The organism is Piscinibacter gummiphilus (assembly GCF_002116905.1).
Lineage (GTDB): Bacteria > Pseudomonadota > Gammaproteobacteria > Burkholderiales > Burkholderiaceae_C > Rhizobacter > Rhizobacter gummiphilus.
The window spans coordinates 5,904,629-5,919,724 of record NZ_CP015118.1 but is presented as its reverse complement, the minus strand read 5'-3'; the positions used below and the strand labels follow the sequence as shown (position 1 = coordinate 5,919,724).

Genomic DNA, 15,096 nt, shown 5'->3' with positions numbered 1-15,096 from the left:
GTCCCTACAGTGGCCTGACGCCACCCAGGACCCCGCCATGACCGACCGATACGACCCGTACGATGCCGACCGCCCGCTGACGATGGGCTGCCGTTGCGGCCAGCACGCGAGCGACGCCGAACACGCCACCGCCGAGCTGAGGGCGCGTTGCGAGACGAGTGCCTTCGAGGCCGAGTCCAACGCCTTCATCGAGGCCACGCTCGTGAAGGCCCTGTTCCCGCAGGACGCCGTGCGCCGCCGTTTCCTGCGCGCCGTGGGCAAGGGTTCGGCGATGGCCGCCATCGGCAGCGTGCTGCCGGTCGCGAGCCTGCAGGCCATGGCCCAGGAGAAGGGCGCGCTCGAGAAGAAGGACCTGAAGATCGGTTTCATCCCGATCACCTGCGCCACGCCGCTGATCATGGCCCACCCGCTCGGCTTCTACAGCAAGCAGGGCCTGGACGTGCAGGTGGTCAAGACGGCCGGCTGGGCGCTGATCCGCGACAAGATGATGAACCGCGAGTACGACGCGACGCACTTTCTGTCGCCGATGCCCGTGGCCATCTCGATGGGCGTGGGCTCGAACGCCGTGCCGATGAACGTCGCGTCGATCCAGAACACCAACGGCCAGGCGATCACGCTGCACGTCAAGCACAAGGACAAGCGCGACCCGAAGCAATGGAAAGGCTTCAAGTTCGCGGTGCCGTTCGAGTTCTCGATGCACAACTTCCTGCTGCGCTACTACGTGGCCGAAGCCGGGCTCGACCCTGACCGCGACATCCAGATCCGCGTGGTGCCGCCGCCCGAGATGGTGGCCAACCTGCGCGCCGGCAACATCGACGGCTACCTGGGCCCCGACCCCTTCAACCAGCGTGCGGTGTTCGAGGAGATCGGATTCCTGCACCTGCTCACGAAGGACCTGTGGAACGGCCACCCGTGCTGCGCCTTCGGCACGTCCACCGAGTTCATCCAGCAGAACCCCAACACCTTCGCGGCGCTGTACCGCGCGGTGCTGACCTCGTCGGCGATGGCGCGCAAGCCCGAGAACCGCGAGTTGATCGCGAAGGTGATCTCGCCGCAGGCCTACCTGAACCAGCCGGAGACGGTGGTGGCGCAGGTGCTCACCGGCAAGTTCGCCGACGGCCTCGGCAACATCCGCACCGTGCCCGACCGTGCCGACTTCGACCCGATCCCTTGGCAGTCGATGGCCGTGTGGATGCTCACGCAGATGAAGCGCTGGGGCTACGTCAAGGGTGACGTGAACTACAAGCAGATCGCCGAGAAGGTGTTCCTGCTGACCGATGCCAAGCGCACGATGAAGCAGCTCGGCCAGCCGGTACCGGAGGGGGCGTACCCGAAGTTCACCGTGATGGGCAAGGTGTTCGACCCCGAGAAGCCGGAGCCGTACCTGTCGGGCTTCGCGATCAAGCGCACATGACCGGCGTCTCGCTGAAGCTGCGCGCCGCGCTGCTGTCGGTGCTGCTGCTGGCCGTGTTCGTCGGGGTGTGGCAGCTCGCCACGCGGCCGGTGTCCGCCGCGGCCGGCCCGGCGCTGACGCCCGAGCAGATCGAGTACCAGAAGATGCTGGGCAAGGATCCGACGGCCTCCAGCGGCTCGACGTCGTCGGGATTCCCGACCCCGGCGCAGTTCGCCGCGACGGCCGCCGGCCACCTCGCGCGCCCGTTCTACGACAACGGCCCGAACGACAAGGGCATCGGCCTGCAGCTCGCGTACTCGCTCGGCCGCGTGGGCCTCGGCTTCGGCCTGGCCGTGCTGGTGGCGGTGCCGCTCGGTTTCCTGATCGGCATGAGCCCGCTGGTGCACCGCGCGCTCGACCCGTTCATCCAGGTGCTCAAGCCCATCTCGCCGCTCGCGTGGATGCCGCTCGCGCTCTACACGATCAAGGACTCCTCCGTCTCGGGCATCTTCGTGATCTTCATCTGCTCGGTGTGGCCGATGCTGATCAACACCGCATTCGGTGTCTCGGGCGTGCGGCGCGAGTGGCTCAACGTCGCGCGCACGCTGGAGGTGAAGCCGCAGCGCCTGGCCTTCGAGGTGATCCTGCCGGCCGCGGCGCCCACCATCCTCACCGGCATGCGCATCAGCATGGGCATCGCCTGGCTCGTGATCGTGGCGGCCGAGATGCTGGTGGGTGGCACCGGCATCGGCTACTTCGTCTGGAACGAGTGGAACAACCTGTCGCTCACGAACGTGATGTTCGCCATCGCGGTGATCGGCCTCGTGGGCATGGGGCTCGACCAGCTCTTCGCCCGCGCGCAGAAGGCGGTGACGTATGCCGAATGAGTTCCTGCGCATCGAGGCGCTCGCGAAGACCTACCCCGGCGCGGGCGAGGCCGTGTTCGACGGCGTCGACTTCGACATCCGCCGCGGCGAGTTCGTCTGCATCGTCGGCCACTCGGGCTGTGGCAAGACGACGATCCTCAACGTGCTGGCGGGCCTCGAGCAGGCGAGTGCGGGCCATGTGTTCATGGATGGCCGCGAGGTGGCCGGCCCGAGCCTCGACCGCGGCGTGGTGTTCCAGGGCCACGCGCTGATGCCGTGGCTCACCGTGCGGCGCAACGTGGCGTTCGCGGTGCGCAGCCGCTGGCCCGAATGGAACGCGAAGCAGGTCGACGCCCACGTCGAGGAATTCGTGCGCCTCGTGGGCCTCGACCACGCCATCGACAAGAAACCGCAGGCGCTGTCCGGCGGGATGAAGCAGCGCGTGGGCATCGCGCGCGCGTTCGCGATCCAGCCGAAGATGCTGCTGCTCGACGAGCCGTTCGGCGCGCTCGACGCGCTCACGCGCGGCACCATCCAGGACGAGCTGTTGCGCATCTGCGCGCAGACGCACCAGACGGTGTTCATGATCACGCACGACGTCGACGAGGCCATCCTGCTCGCCGACCGCATCCTCTTGATGAGCAACGGGCCGCGCGCCCGCGTGGCCGAGATCGTCGTCAACACGATGCCGCGCGACCGGCAGCGCGCCACGCTGCACCACGACCCCGCGTACTACCGCATCCGCAACCACCTGGTCGATTTCCTGGTGTCGCGGTCGAAGGACCTGTCGCACGGGCGCGCGCCCGCGCAGCCGGTCGAAGTGTCCCCCTGATTTTTCCACCAACGACTGAAGGAGAAGACGATGAGCCGTCTCGACGTGACCGAAAAGATCGTGACCGCGAAGGTGACGAAGGGCCTCAAGTGGTCCGACGTGGCCGAGAAGGTCGGCAAGAGCAAGGAGTGGGTCACGGCCGCGTGCCTGGGCCAGATGACGATGACGGCCGAGCAGGCCGCCGTGGTGGGCGAGATCTTCGGCCTCGACGCCACCGAGCAGAAGTGGCTGCAGGTCGTGCCGTACAAGGGCTCGCTGCCCACGACCGTGCCCACCGACCCGCTGATCTACCGCTTCTACGAACTGGTGAGCGTGTACGGCACCACGTTCAAGGAACTGATCCACGAGGAGTTCGGCGACGGCATCATGAGCGCCATCGACTTCAAGATGGACTTGAAGCGCGAAGCCGATCCCAACGGGGACCGGGTGCGCATCCTGATGTCGGGCAAGTTCCTGCCCTACAAGATGTATTGATCGGTCAATGGCTGATCATCCACGGCCGCTTGCTCGGGAACGCCTTGTTCCCGTTCGGCGCGCGGACCGTGGCCGACCGCTTGCTGCCGGTGCTGCAGCAGCCGCACCCCGACGGGTGCTTCAGCCGCGCGTAGTCGCCCGAGCGTTTCGGCTCGTGGCGCGCGCGTTCGTTGATGTCCATCGCCGAACGCGTGCCGCCGTCGAGCAGGGCGAGGCGCGGAGCGCTTGCGAAGACCCGCGGCGACGGCGACTGGCAGTCGGGGCACGCCGCCGGTTCGTTGCGCTGGCTCAGGGACCGGAAGGCGTCGAAGCCCCCGCAGTCCCGGCATTCGTAGTCGTAGGTGGGCATGGCGGGGGCGTCTCCGGGGCTTACTTCAGGTCGGGCGACAGCGGCATCGCGATCGAGCCGTCGAGGTGCTTGATCGGGCCCGCGGCGGTCGGGTTGATGTCGAAGTCGAAGATGCCGGTGGGCAGCCACAGCGTGGCGCACGAGTTCGGCACGTCGACCACGCCGCTGATGTGGCCCTGCACCGGCGCGGTCCCGAGGATCGAGTACGCCTGCGCGCCCGAGTAGCCGAACTTCTTCAGGTACTCGATGGCGTTCAGGCAGGCCTGGCGGTACGCGACGTTGACGTCGAGGTAGTGCTGCTTGCCGGACTCGTCGACCGAGATGCCCTCGAAGATCAGGTAGTCGTCGTAGCGCGGGGTGATCGGGCTCGGCTTGAAGATCGGGTTCTTGATGCCGTACTTGGCCATGCCGCCCTTGATCAGCTGCACCTTCATGTGCACCCAGCCGGCCATCTCGATGGCGCCGCAGAACGTGATCTCGCCGTCGCCCTGGCTGAAGTGCAGGTCGCCCACGCTCAGGCCGGCGCCGTCGACGTACACGGGGAAGAACACCTTCGACCCGCGCGAGAGGTCCTTGATGTCGCAGTTGCCGCCGTGTTCGCGCGGCGGCACGGTGCGGGCGCCCTCGGCGGCGGCCTTCGCGCGCGCGTCACCGGTCATCGCGCCCATGTGGGCGGTGCCGGCCGACGGCGGGTTCACGAGGCCCGGTACGCGGTCGGGGTCGGTGGCCAGCAGCGCGGCCTCGCGCTCGTTCCACATGTCGAGCATCTTCTTGTCGGGCAGGCAGCCGATCAGGCCCGGGTGGATCAGGCCCGCGAAGTTCACGCCCGGCACATGGCGCGAGCTCGTGAACATGCCCTTGAAGTCCCAGATCGACTTCTGCGCCTCGGGGAAGTGGTCGGTCAGGAAACCGCCGCCGTTCTTCTTCGAGAAGAAGCCGTTGAAGCCCCACAGGCTGTCCTGCTTCGCGCCGATGTCGAGCAGGTCCACCACCAGCAGGTCGCCCGGCTCGGCGCCCTTCACGCCCACCGGCCCCGACAGGTAGTGCACCGTGGTCAGGTCGATGTCGCGCACGTCGTCGGCGCTGTCGTTGTTCTTGATGAAACCGCCGGTCCAGTCGAAGGTCTCGAGGATGAAGTCGTCGCCCGGGTTGACCCAGCACGCCATCGGGATGTCGGGGTGCCAGCGGTTGTGGATCTTCTCGTTTTCGGTGGGCGACTTCGTGAGGTCGACCTTGATCAGGGTGTCGGTCATGACGGACTCCAGGGGTGAGGGGATCAAACGGAAAGGAACTGGCGGATGCGGGCGACGTCGGTGCCGGCGCGCGAGCTCTCGTGCACGAGGCGGCCGCCCTCGATGACGAACAGCCGGTCGGCCACGTCCATCGCGAAGCTCAGGACCTGCTCGGAGACGATGATCGTGATCTCGCGCATCTTGCGGATCTCGTTCAGCGCGCGGGCGATGTCCTTGATGATCGACGGCTGGATGCCCTCGGTGGGTTCGTCGAGCAGCAGCACCTTCGGGTTCGTGACGAGCGCGCGGGCGATCGCGAGCTGCTGCTGCTGGCCGCCGGAGAGGTTGCCGCCCTTGCGGTTGCGCATGTCGAAGAGCACCGGGAACAGCGCGTAGATCTCGTCGGGCACCTTCTTGTCGCGCGCGTTCTCGAGGCCGGTCTGGATGTTCTCGAGCACCGTGAGGGTCGGGAAGATCATGCGGCCCTGCGGCACGTAGGCGAGGCCCTTCTTCACGCGCAGGTAGCTTTCGTCCTTCGTGACGTCCTGGCCGTCCACCTGGATGGTGCCGCTCTTCGCGGGCAGCACGCCCATCAGCGACTTGAACAGCGTGGTCTTGCCCATGCCGTTGCGGCCCATGATGGCGACGGTCTCGTTCTTCTTCGCGTGCAGGTCGATGCCGTGCAGCGCCTCGCTCTGTCCGTAGCTGACGTGCAGGTCGGTGACGTGGAGCATGTGGTTTTCCTCCGTTGATTCAGTGGCCGAGGTACACGTCGACGACCTTCGGGTCGTTCTGCACCTGCTCCATGGACCCTTCGGCGAGAATCTTTCCCTGGTGCATGACGGTGACCTTGTGGGCGATGCGCTTGACGAAGTCCATGTCGTGTTCGATCACGATCACGGAGCGGCCCTTGCAGATGCGCTGCAGCAGATCGGCGGTGAGCTCGCGCTCGCGCACGCTCATGCCGGCGATGGGTTCGTCGAGCATCAGCAGCTCGGGGTCCTGCATCAGCAGCATCCCGATCTCCAGCCACTGCTTCTGGCCGTGCGACAGCAGGCCGGCCTCGGTCTCGAGCGTGTCGGCCAGGCCGATCTCCTCGGCGACGGCCTGCACGCGGTTCTTCACCTCGTCGTCGCGCTTGAACGCGAGCGCACCGAACACGCCGCGGCCCCGCGGGAACGACACTTCGAGGTTCTGGAACACGCTCAGGTTCTCGTAGATCGACGGCGTCTGGAACTTGCGGCCGATGCCCTTGCGCACGATCTCGTACTCGGGCAGTTTGGTCATCTCGCCGTTCTTGAACTTGATGCTGCCCGCGCTCGCGCGCGTCTTGCCGCAGATCAGGTCGAGCAGCGTGGTCTTGCCGGCGCCGTTCGGGCCGATGATCACCCGCAGCTCGTTCTTGTCGACGTAGAGGTTCAGCGCGTCGATCGCCTTGAAGCCATCGAACGAGACGGTCAGGTCCTCGACCGCCAGCACGAAGTCGGTGTTGCTCATGGTGCGGTGTCCTCAGGTCTGCTGGCTGCTGATGCCGGGCGGCAGGGCGCCGGGTTCGGTGTCGGGGGCCTCGGTCCGCTTCGCCGCCGGGGTGATCGGGGGCGTGGCGGGCGCGGCGCGCCGGGCGGCCATCCGTGCCTGCCACCACGGCTTGACCTTGTTCGTGTAGAGGCCGGCCAGGCCCTCGGGGAAACCGAGCACCACGCCGATGAACATCGCGGCCATCAGGAACAGCCACAGGTCGGGGAAACTCTCCGAGAAGTAGGTCTTGCCGAAGTTCACGAGCAGCGCGCCGTACACCGCGCCCACGAGCGACATGCGCCCGCCCACCGCCGCGAAGATCACCATCTCGATGCTGGGCACGATGCCCACGAGCGACGGCGACATGAAGCCCACCTGCAGCGTGAACATCGCACCACCCACGGCGGACAGCAGCGCGGCGAGGCAGAAGGCGAACACGCGGAACATCGACACGTCGTAGCCGGAGAAGCGCACGCGGTCTTCCTTGTCGCGCATCGCCAGCAGCAGCGTGCCGAGCTTGCTCTTCTGGATCCAGGTGCACAGCACGATCGAGCCGAGCAGCAGGCCGACGCTCACGAAGTACAGGATGTACTTCGCGCTGTTGGTGCGGGTGTCCCAGCCGAGCAGGGTCTTCAGGTCGGTCATGCCGTTGACGCCGCCCGTGTAGCCCTGCTGGCCGATGATCAGCACGGTGAGGATCAGCGCGATGGCCTGCGTGATGATGGCGAAGTACACCCCCCCGACACGTCGCTTGAACATCGCGTAGCCGATGATGAAGGCGATCAGCGTGGGCACGGTGAGCACGAGCAGCAGCGTGAGCGGGAAGCTGCGGAAGGGCTCCCACCAGATGGGCAGCGCCGTCAGCTGGTTCCAGTCCATGAAGTCGGGGATGCCGGGGGTCGACTGGATCTTCGTGGTGACGGGGTCCGAGGCCTCCAGCTTCAGGAACATCGCCATGCCGTAGCCGCCGAGCCCGAAGAACACGCCCTGCCCGAGGCTCAGCACGCCGCCGTAGCCCCACAGCATCACGAGGCCCAGCGCGACGAACGCGTAGCAGAGGTACTTGCCGACCAGGTTCAGGCGGAACAGGTCGAGGCACAGCGGGAAGACGACGATCAGCAGCAGCGCGAGCAGCAGCACGCTGCCCATGCCGGTGCGGTCCAGCCAGTGTTTGAATGCGGTCATGACGCGGGTTCCGTGGAAGAGTGGGTCAGCGGCGCACCTTGGAGGCGAAGAGCCCCTGCGGCCGCAGCATCAGGATCACGACGATGGCCGACAGCGTCAGCACCTTGGCGTTCGAACCCGACATGAAGAACTCGGTGACCGACTGCGTCTGCGCGATGCCGAAGGCCGAGACCACCGTGCCGAGCAGGCTCGCGGCGCCGCCGAAGGTCACGACGAGGAAGGCGTCGACGATGTAGAGGCTGCCGCTCGTCGGGCCGGTCGAGCCGATGGTGGTGAACGCGGCGCCGGCCACGCCGGCGATGCCGCAGCCGATCGCGAACGTGAGGCGGTCGGTGCGTTTGGTGTTGATGCCGGTCGCGTTGGCCATCGTGCGGTTGGCCACCGTGGCGCGCACGCGCAGGCCCCAGCGCGACTTGTAGAGCGCGATCAGCACACCGCAGGTGACGAACACCGAGAGCGCCATCACGAAGAGCCCGTTCAACGGGATGTCGAGGCCTTCGGCCGGGGCCCACGAGCCCATCAGCCAGTCCGGCAGCGTCGGGCTCACCTCCTTCGGACCGAAGGTGGAGCGGAAGATCTGCTGCATGCCGAGCGACAGGCCCCAGGTGGCGAGCAGCGTGTCGAGCGGGCGCTTGTAGAGGTGGCGGATGAACGCCCACTCGACGCCCCAGCCCACGACGAACGCGACGACGAAGGCGACGGCGATGGCGAACGGGAAGTACGCGCCCATCAGGTTGGGCGCGAAGGATTCGGTGAGGTGGGAGATCGCGAAGATCGTGTAGGCGCCGATGGTCATGAACTCGCCATGCGCCATGTTGATCACGCCCATCTGCCCGAAGATGATGGCGAGGCCGAGCCCCATCAGCAGCAGCACGGAAAAGAGGCTGAGCCCGGCAAAGCCTTGCATCAGCCCGATGTTCATCATGTCGGAGAAGGTCATCGCGACTCCCGGTGGTACGACTTTGGAAGGTGGAGAAGGACGGGCCGGGGCCCGTCCTGCCAGCGGCTGATTACTGGTAGCCCTTCGGGAACGGATCCGGCTGGATCAGCTCGGGCGACTCGGCGACGACCTTGAACTGGCCGTCCTTCTGCGCCTGGCCGATGCGGGTCTTGCTCCACAGGTGGTGGTTCTCGTGCACCTTCACGTAACCCTCCGGCGCGGTCTTGAGCTCGATGCCGGCCGAGGCGGCGGCGATCTTGTCCACGTCGAAGCTGCCGGCCTTCTCCACCGCGGCCTTCCACAGCCACGGGCCGAGGTAACCCGCCTGGGTCACGTCGCCGATCACGGCGTCCTTGCCGTACTTGGCCTTGAACGCTTCGACGAACTTCTTGTTGTTCGCGTTGTCCAGCGACTGGAAGTACTTCATCGACGAGTAGAAGCCGGCCATGTTCTCTCCGCCGATGCCCAGCACCTCGTCTTCCGTCACCGAGATCGTCAGCAGGAACTGCTTGTCGGCGGTGACGCCGGCGGCCTTCAGCTGCTTGTAGAACGCGACGTTCGAGCCGCCCACCACCGCGGCGAAGATGACGTCGGGCTTGGCGACCTTGATCTTGTTGATCAGCGAGTTGAAGTTCGTGTGGCCGAGCGGGTAGTACTCCTCGCCCACCACCTTGGTCTTCAGCACGTTCTCGATGTGCTTGCGGCCGATCTTCATCGACGTGCGCGGCCAGATGTAGTCGGAGCCCACGAGGAAGTACGTCTTCGCCTTCTTCTCCTTCGAGGCCCAGTCGAGGCCCCACAGGATCTGCTGCGTGGCTTCCTGGCCGGTGTAGATCACGTTCTTGCTCTGCTCCAGGCCTTCGTAGAAGGTCGGGTAGTACAGCATCCCGTTCTCCTTCTCGAAGATGGGCAGCACGGCCTTGCGCGAGGCCGAGGTCCAGCAGCCGAACACCGCGGCGACGCGGTCGTTGACCAGCAGCTTCTTCGATTTCTCGGCGAACGTGGGCCAGTCGGACGCGCCGTCTTCCTTGATCACGCGGATCTTGCGGCCGAGCACGCCGCCCATCGCGTTGATCTGGTCGATCGCGAGCTGTTCGGCCTGGATCGAGCCCGTTTCCGAGATCGCCATCGTGCCGGTGGCCGAGTGCAGCTGGCCCACCACCACCTCGGTGTCGGTGACGGCGAGCTTGGTGGTGTTGACCTTGGCGGTCGGGAACTGCTGGGCCAGGGCCAGGCCGGCGACACCGCTCATGGACAGGGCGGCCGCGCCCTGCAGGAGGCGGCGGCGCTGTTGGGATTTCGGGCTCGGAACGTGATCGCGGGACATCGTGCTTCTCCAAACGGGTTGTGGGCGAAACCTCGGGTTCGCGCACCAGGCCGGTGCTTCGGAACGAACCCATGACCCGGATGGTGGGAGCGATGACGCATGCGGCCCATACGTCAATCAACGTAGCGCGCGGGCCGGCGCGGCGCGACACACTCTCGGCCTGTCATCCCGGCGCACGCCGGGATCCACGGCTTGCAGGCGCGCCACGGGACCGGTGGGCCCCGGCGTTCGCCGGGGTGACCGCCGTGGTGGGTTCGGTTCTTGCTCAAGCCCCGCCCGAGACAAACCCCACAGGAGTGGCCCGTGGCCACACAGAAGATCTTCCGCATCCGGCGTGACTACAACAGCTGGGTGGCCGACGAAACGCTGGAGGACTACGCGCTGCGCTACACGCCGCGCAGCTTCCGCAAGTGGTCGGAGTTCCGCGTGGCGAACACGGCGTTCGGCGCCACGTCCTTCCTTGCGCTCGAGGCCATCGGCGGTGCCATCGCGCTCAGCTACGGCTTCTCGAACGCGGTGTGGGCCATCCTGGTGGTCGGCCTGATCACGTTCCTCACCGGCCTGCCCATCAGCTACTACGCCGCCAAGTACGGCGTCGACATGGACCTGCTGACCCGCGGCGCGGGCTTCGGCTACCTCGGCTCCACGCTCACGTCGCTGATCTACGCGAGCTTCACGTTCATCTTCTTCGCGCTGGAGGCGGCCATCCTCGCCGCCGCGCTGCAGATGTACTTCGGCTGGCCGCTGCCCGTGTGCTACCTCGTGTCGTCGCTCGGCATCGTGCCGCTCGTGATGTACGGCATCACGGTGATCTCGCGGCTGCAGCTGTGGACGCAGCCGATCTGGATCGTGCTGTTCGTGTGCCCCTACGTGTTCGTGCTCGCGAAGAACCCGGCCGCTTTCTCCGATTTCACGAGCCTCGTGGGCCGCACGTCGAGCAGCAGCGGCTTCGACGTCGTGATGTTCGCGGCGGCCGCCACGGTGGCCTTCTCGCTCGTGGTCCAGATCGGCGAGCAGGTCGACTACCTGCGCTTCCTGCCCGAGAAGACGAAGGCGAACCGCGCGAAGTGGTGGGGCGCGGTGCTGGTGGCCGGGCCGGGCTGGATCGTGCCGGGGATGATCAAGATGCTGGGTGGCGCCTTCCTCGCGTTCCTCGCGTTGCAGCACCAGATCCCGTCGGACAAGGCGATCGAGCCCACGCAGATGTACCTCGCGGGCTTCTCGTACGTGTTCGACAACCCGGCCTGGGTGCTCGCGGTCACCACGCTGTTCGTCGTGGTGTCGCAGGTGAAGATCAACCTGACCAACGCGTACGCCGGTTCGCTCGCGTGGTCGAACTTCTTCGCGCGGCTGACCCACAGCCACCCGGGGCGGGTCGTGTGGCTCGTGTTCAACGTGCTGATCGCGGTGCTGCTGATGACGCTCGGCGTGTTCGAGGTGCTGCAGCGCGTGCTGGGGCTCTACAGCACCATCGCCATCGCGTGGGTCGGCGCGCTCGTCGCCGACCTCGTCATCAACAAGCCGCTCGGCTGGAGCCCGAAACACATCGAGTTCAAGCGCGCGCACCTGTACGACCTGAACCCGGTGGGGCTGGGGGCGATGCTGACGGCGGCGCTGCTGGGCGTGCTGGCGCACGTGGGCCTGTTCGGGCCGGAGGCCGAGGCCTTCTCGCCGTTCATCGCGCTGGCCACGGCCCTCGTGGTGTCGCCGCTGCTCGCGCGCTGGACCCGCGGGCGCTTCTACCTCGCGCGGCACGACGTCGCCAGGTGGCGGCCCGGCCAGATCCTGAAGTGCTCGGTGTGCGACAACCCCTTCGAATCGGAGGACATGGCCCACTGCCCGGCCTACGGCGCGCCCATCTGCTCGTTGTGCTGCACGCTCGAGTCGCGCTGCCACGACCGCTGCAAGACGCAGTCGCGCGCGGGCGAGCAGGTGAGCTCGTGGCTCACCGCGGTGCTGCCGCCGCGGCTCGCGTCCACGCTGAACTTCCGCGTGGCGCATTACCTCGTGGTGGCCGTCTCGCTGATCGGCCTGCTCGCGCTCAGCTTCGGCGTCGTCTACGACCAGGAGGGCGTGCTGCACGGCCTGGACCGCGCCGCGCTGCAGGCGCCGTTCCTGAAGGTGTTCGCGCTGCTGTCGCTCGCGGCCGCGGTGGGCGCGTGGTGGATCGTGCTGGGCAGCGAGAGCCGGCACATGGCCCAGGCCGAGTCGAACCGGCACAACGAGCTGCTCGCACGGGAGATCGAGGCCCACCAGCGCACCGACACCGCGCTGCAGGCCGCGAAGGACGTGGCCGAGGCGGCGAACCAGGCGAAGACACGCTACGTGGCCGGCATCACGCACGAGCTGCGCACGCCGCTGAACAGCATCCTCGGGTACGCGCAGATCCTGCTGAAGGACGAGCAGGTGACCGGCACGCGGCGCACGTCGGTGGCCACCATCCACCGCAGCGGCGAACACCTGCACGGCCTCATCGACGGCCTGCTGGACCTCGCGCGCATCGAGGCCGGCCGGCTGCGGCTCGACCCGTCGCCGCTGCCGGTGCACGAGTTCCTCGACGACCTCGTGCGCATGGTGGGCCCGCAGGCCGAGGCCAAGGGGCTCGACTTCCGCCTGGAGACCCGCGGCCGCGTGCCCGACTGGGTGCACGCCGACGTGAAGCGCCTGCGCCAGATCCTCATCAACCTGCTGGGCAACGCGGTGCGGTTCACCGAACGTGGCAGCGTGGTGCTGCGCATCGACTGGCGGCGCGAGGTCGTGCGCATCGAGGTGGTGGACACCGGCATCGGCATCGCCGAGCAAGACCAGGAGCGCATCTTCCTGCCGTTCGAACGCGGCAGCGCGGGCCGGCGCAGCGGCGAACCCGGCACCGGCCTCGGCCTCACGATCACGCACCTGCTCGCGCAGTTGATGGGCGGCGAGCTGACGGTGCAGAGCGTGGCCGGCCAGGGCAGCACGTTCGGGCTGCGGCTCTACCTGCGCGAGATCGCCGCACCCGCCGCGCCGCTCGATCGCCAGGGCGGTTCGCACCGCCCCGTCACCGGCTACGAGGGCCGCCGCCGCACGCTGCTGATCGTGGACGACCAGCCGATCCAGCGGCAGATGCTCGCCGGCATGCTGCTGCCGCTCGGCTTCCGGCTGCGCGAGGCGGCGAGCGGCAGCGAGTGCCTGGAGAGCGTGCTGGAGCAGTGCCCCGACGCCGTGCTGCTCGACGTGTCGATGGACGACATGGACGGGTGGGAGACGGCCCGGCGCATCCGTGCGGCCGGCCAGACGGCGGTGCCGATCATCATGGTCTCGGCCAACGCCTTCGAGAACCGCCCCGACATCCTCGCCGAGGCGGGCTGCCAGGGCTTCGTCGACAAGCCCGTGATCGAGAGCGAACTGCTCGAGATGCTGCAACGGCACCTGCGGCTCGAATGGGAGGCGGAACTCGCCGTGCCGGCGTGGACGCCCGCGCCCGTGGCCCGGCCCGTGCAGCTGCCGGCCGAACCCGCGTCCGAGCTGATGCGCCTCGCGCGGCTGGGCCACATGCAGGGCCTGCACCGCGTGCTCGACGACCTCGTCGCCGAGTACCCGGCGGCCCACGACGACTGCGTGCGCCTGCGCGCGCTGCTCGAACGTTTCGAACTGGACGAATTCATGAACGAGATCGCACGGGGCCTCGGGGCCACGCAGGCGGAGGCATGGTGAGCGAGACCGTGGTGCTGGTGGTGGACGACGCGCCGCAGTCGCTCGGGCTGCTGTGCCACACGCTGCAGGAGCACGGCTACACGGTGCTCGTCGCACGCGACGGCCAGTCGGCGCTCGACCGGCTCGACCTCGCCACCCCGGACGTGGTGCTGCTCGACGCGATGATGCCGGGCCTCTCCGGCTTCGAGACGTGCCGCCGCATCAAGCAGGACGCGGCGCTGCAGCACATCCCGGTCATCTTCATGACGGGGCTCTCGGACACGCAGCACGTGGTCGAGGGTTTCGACGCCGGGGGTGTCGACTACGTCGTCAAGCCCGTGCGCGCGCAGGAGGTGCTGGCGCGGCTCGCGACCCACGTGCGCAATGCGCGGGCCGTGCGGCTCGCGCGCGAGGCGGTGGACGTGGGCGGGCACGGCGTGCTCGTCGTCGACGCCCGGCAGCGGGTCGCGTGGCGTTCACCGCAGGCGCAGCGCTGGCTCGCGGAGTTCTTCACCGAGGGCGACGGACTGCCCAGTGCCTGGCTGGAGTCGGGCAGCGAAACGCTGGAGCGAGCGAGCCCGGCGAACGACGGCCGTGTGCTGGTCGCGCGTCGCCTGGGGCCGGTCGGACTCGGCGAGGTGATGTGGCTGGTGTCGATGCGTGCGGCGGGCGTCGCGGCACCCAGCCGCCTCGGCACCGCATCGCTGACGCCGCGCGAGACCGAGGTGCTCTCGTGGGTCGCGAAGGGCAAGACCAACCGCGACGTGGGCGAGATCCTCGGGATGAGCCCGCGCACGGTCAACAAGCACCTCGAACACGTGTTCGAGAAGCTCGGGGTGGAAACCCGCGCGGCCGCGGCCGCGCTGGCGTCCCGGGAGGGGCTTGGCAGCGAGGCGCCGGCGGGCTCGCGATGAGCACGCCCGCGCCGCGGTCTCATTGCCAGGCCACGCCGTAGTAGTCGTAGACCTTGCGGCCGTACGCGTCGGTCCACTCGGGCGTCGTGTCGCGCCCGTAGTGCGGCGCCTTGTCGAGTTGCTCCTTCTGCAGCGGCACGACGTAACCGTCGAGGCCCGTGTCGTACGTCAGCATGTCCCACGGCAGCGGGTAGCGGTCGGTGCCCATGCCGAGGAAGCCGCCGAACTCGAGCGCGGCGTAACGCACGTGGCCCGAGCGCTTGTCGATCACGAGGTCGTCGATCGAGCCGAGCTTGTCGCCGTTGGGGTTGTAGACCGGGGTGCCCTCGACCTTGTTCGAGGAAATGCAGGGATGTCCGCTCATGGAGGTCTCCTTCATGTGGCCGCCCGCGGC

At 67.8% G+C, this 15,096-nt stretch carries 14 protein-coding genes; 6 read left to right on the top strand and 8 right to left on the bottom strand.

Translation table 11 applies throughout. The features are described 5' to 3' along the window. The first annotated feature begins 37 nt into the window (after positions 1–37). From A4W93_RS27130 to cynS, 4 genes are read left to right on the top strand one after another with little or no spacing between them, the layout of a single operon-like run. A complete protein-coding gene (locus A4W93_RS27130; protein WP_085753580.1) occupies positions 38–1,414 on the top strand; it encodes a CmpA/NrtA family ABC transporter substrate-binding protein in 1,377 nt (458 codons plus the stop codon). Next, a complete protein-coding gene (gene ntrB / locus A4W93_RS27125; protein ID WP_085753579.1) occupies positions 1,411–2,280 on the top strand; it encodes a nitrate ABC transporter permease in 870 nt (289 codons plus the stop codon). Before A4W93_RS27130 ends, ntrB begins: the two co-directional genes overlap by 4 nt. Next, a complete protein-coding gene (locus A4W93_RS27120) occupies positions 2,270–3,091 on the top strand; it encodes an ABC transporter ATP-binding protein (RefSeq protein ID WP_085753578.1) in 822 nt (273 codons plus the stop codon). Before ntrB ends, A4W93_RS27120 begins: the two co-directional genes overlap by 11 nt. A gap of 30 nt (positions 3,092–3,121) precedes the next feature. Further along, positions 3,122–3,565: a cyanase gene (gene cynS / locus A4W93_RS27115; RefSeq protein WP_085753577.1), complete on the top strand. Its 444-nt coding sequence runs from the start codon at positions 3,122–3,124 to the stop codon at positions 3,563–3,565. 4 nt (positions 3,566–3,569) lie between these two features. Here the strand turns inward: cynS and A4W93_RS27110 are convergent, their stop codons facing one another. From A4W93_RS27110 to urtA, 7 genes are all read right to left on the bottom strand, one after another. After that, positions 3,570–3,914, bottom strand: coding sequence for an FmdB family zinc ribbon protein (locus A4W93_RS27110; protein ID WP_085753576.1), 345 nt, complete (start codon positions 3,912–3,914; stop codon positions 3,570–3,572). 20 nt (positions 3,915–3,934) lie between these two features. Next, positions 3,935–5,167 (bottom strand): formamidase, encoded by a 1,233-nt coding sequence (gene fmdA / locus A4W93_RS27105; RefSeq protein ID WP_085753575.1) that lies wholly within the window; start codon positions 5,165–5,167, stop codon positions 3,935–3,937. A 23-nt stretch (positions 5,168–5,190) separates the two neighbouring features. Next, complete coding sequence (gene urtE, locus A4W93_RS27100) at positions 5,191–5,880, bottom strand: urea ABC transporter ATP-binding subunit UrtE (protein ID WP_085753574.1); 690 nt, start codon at positions 5,878–5,880, stop codon at positions 5,191–5,193. 19 nt (positions 5,881–5,899) lie between these two features. After that, positions 5,900–6,643 (bottom strand): urea ABC transporter ATP-binding protein UrtD, encoded by a 744-nt coding sequence (gene urtD / locus A4W93_RS27095; RefSeq protein WP_085753573.1) that lies wholly within the window; start codon positions 6,641–6,643, stop codon positions 5,900–5,902. A 12-nt stretch (positions 6,644–6,655) separates the two neighbouring features. After that, positions 6,656–7,849: an urea ABC transporter permease subunit UrtC gene (gene urtC, locus A4W93_RS27090; protein ID WP_085753572.1), complete on the bottom strand. Its 1,194-nt coding sequence runs from the start codon at positions 7,847–7,849 to the stop codon at positions 6,656–6,658. Positions 7,850–7,874: 25 nt separating this feature from the next. Further along, positions 7,875–8,789 carry an urea ABC transporter permease subunit UrtB gene (gene urtB / locus A4W93_RS27085; protein WP_085753571.1) on the bottom strand — a complete coding sequence of 305 codons (915 nt, stop codon included), beginning with the start codon at positions 8,787–8,789 and terminating at the stop codon, positions 7,875–7,877. Between the two features lie 70 nt (positions 8,790–8,859). After that, entirely contained in the window at positions 8,860–10,116 is a 1,257-nt protein-coding gene (gene urtA, locus A4W93_RS27080) for an urea ABC transporter substrate-binding protein (RefSeq protein WP_085753570.1), read from the bottom strand. Between the two features lie 303 nt (positions 10,117–10,419). Between urtA and A4W93_RS27075 the strand changes: the two genes are divergently transcribed. After that, entirely contained in the window at positions 10,420–13,809 is a 3,390-nt protein-coding gene (locus A4W93_RS27075; protein ID WP_174694900.1) for a hybrid sensor histidine kinase/response regulator, read from the top strand. After that, a complete protein-coding gene (locus A4W93_RS27070) occupies positions 13,803–14,702 on the top strand; it encodes a response regulator transcription factor (protein ID WP_085753568.1) in 900 nt (299 codons plus the stop codon). Before A4W93_RS27075 ends, A4W93_RS27070 begins: the two co-directional genes overlap by 7 nt. 19 nt (positions 14,703–14,721) lie before the next feature. Here the strand turns inward: A4W93_RS27070 and A4W93_RS27065 are convergent, their stop codons facing one another. Further along, positions 14,722–15,066 carry a PRC-barrel domain-containing protein gene (locus A4W93_RS27065; protein ID WP_099959998.1) on the bottom strand — a complete coding sequence of 115 codons (345 nt, stop codon included), beginning with the start codon at positions 15,064–15,066 and terminating at the stop codon, positions 14,722–14,724. Positions 15,067–15,096 lie beyond the last annotated feature (30 nt).

What these genes read in the sequence shown, in the direction of transcription:
- A4W93_RS27130 (WP_085753580.1), top strand. Translation starts at nt 38, where the DNA reads ATGACCGACCGATACGACCCGTACGATGCCGACCGCCCGCTGACGATG.
- ntrB (WP_085753579.1), top strand. Translation starts at nt 1,411, where the DNA reads ATGACCGGCGTCTCGCTGAAGCTGCGCGCCGCGCTGCTGTCGGTGCTG.
- A4W93_RS27120 (WP_085753578.1), top strand. Translation starts at nt 2,270, where the DNA reads ATGCCGAATGAGTTCCTGCGCATCGAGGCGCTCGCGAAGACCTACCCC.
- cynS (WP_085753577.1), top strand. Translation starts at nt 3,122, where the DNA reads ATGAGCCGTCTCGACGTGACCGAAAAGATCGTGACCGCGAAGGTGACG.
- A4W93_RS27110 (WP_085753576.1), bottom strand. Translation starts at nt 3,914, where the DNA reads ATGCCCACCTACGACTACGAATGCCGGGACTGCGGGGGCTTCGACGCC.
- fmdA (WP_085753575.1), bottom strand. Translation starts at nt 5,167, where the DNA reads ATGACCGACACCCTGATCAAGGTCGACCTCACGAAGTCGCCCACCGAA.
- urtE (WP_085753574.1), bottom strand. Translation starts at nt 5,880, where the DNA reads ATGCTCCACGTCACCGACCTGCACGTCAGCTACGGACAGAGCGAGGCG.
- urtD (WP_085753573.1), bottom strand. Translation starts at nt 6,643, where the DNA reads ATGAGCAACACCGACTTCGTGCTGGCGGTCGAGGACCTGACCGTCTCG.
- urtC (WP_085753572.1), bottom strand. Translation starts at nt 7,849, where the DNA reads ATGACCGCATTCAAACACTGGCTGGACCGCACCGGCATGGGCAGCGTG.
- urtB (WP_085753571.1), bottom strand. Translation starts at nt 8,789, where the DNA reads ATGACCTTCTCCGACATGATGAACATCGGGCTGATGCAAGGCTTTGCC.
- urtA (WP_085753570.1), bottom strand. Translation starts at nt 10,116, where the DNA reads ATGTCCCGCGATCACGTTCCGAGCCCGAAATCCCAACAGCGCCGCCGC.
- A4W93_RS27070 (WP_085753568.1), top strand. Translation starts at nt 13,803, where the DNA reads ATGGTGAGCGAGACCGTGGTGCTGGTGGTGGACGACGCGCCGCAGTCG.
- A4W93_RS27065 (WP_099959998.1), bottom strand. Translation starts at nt 15,066, where the DNA reads ATGAGCGGACATCCCTGCATTTCCTCGAACAAGGTCGAGGGCACCCCG.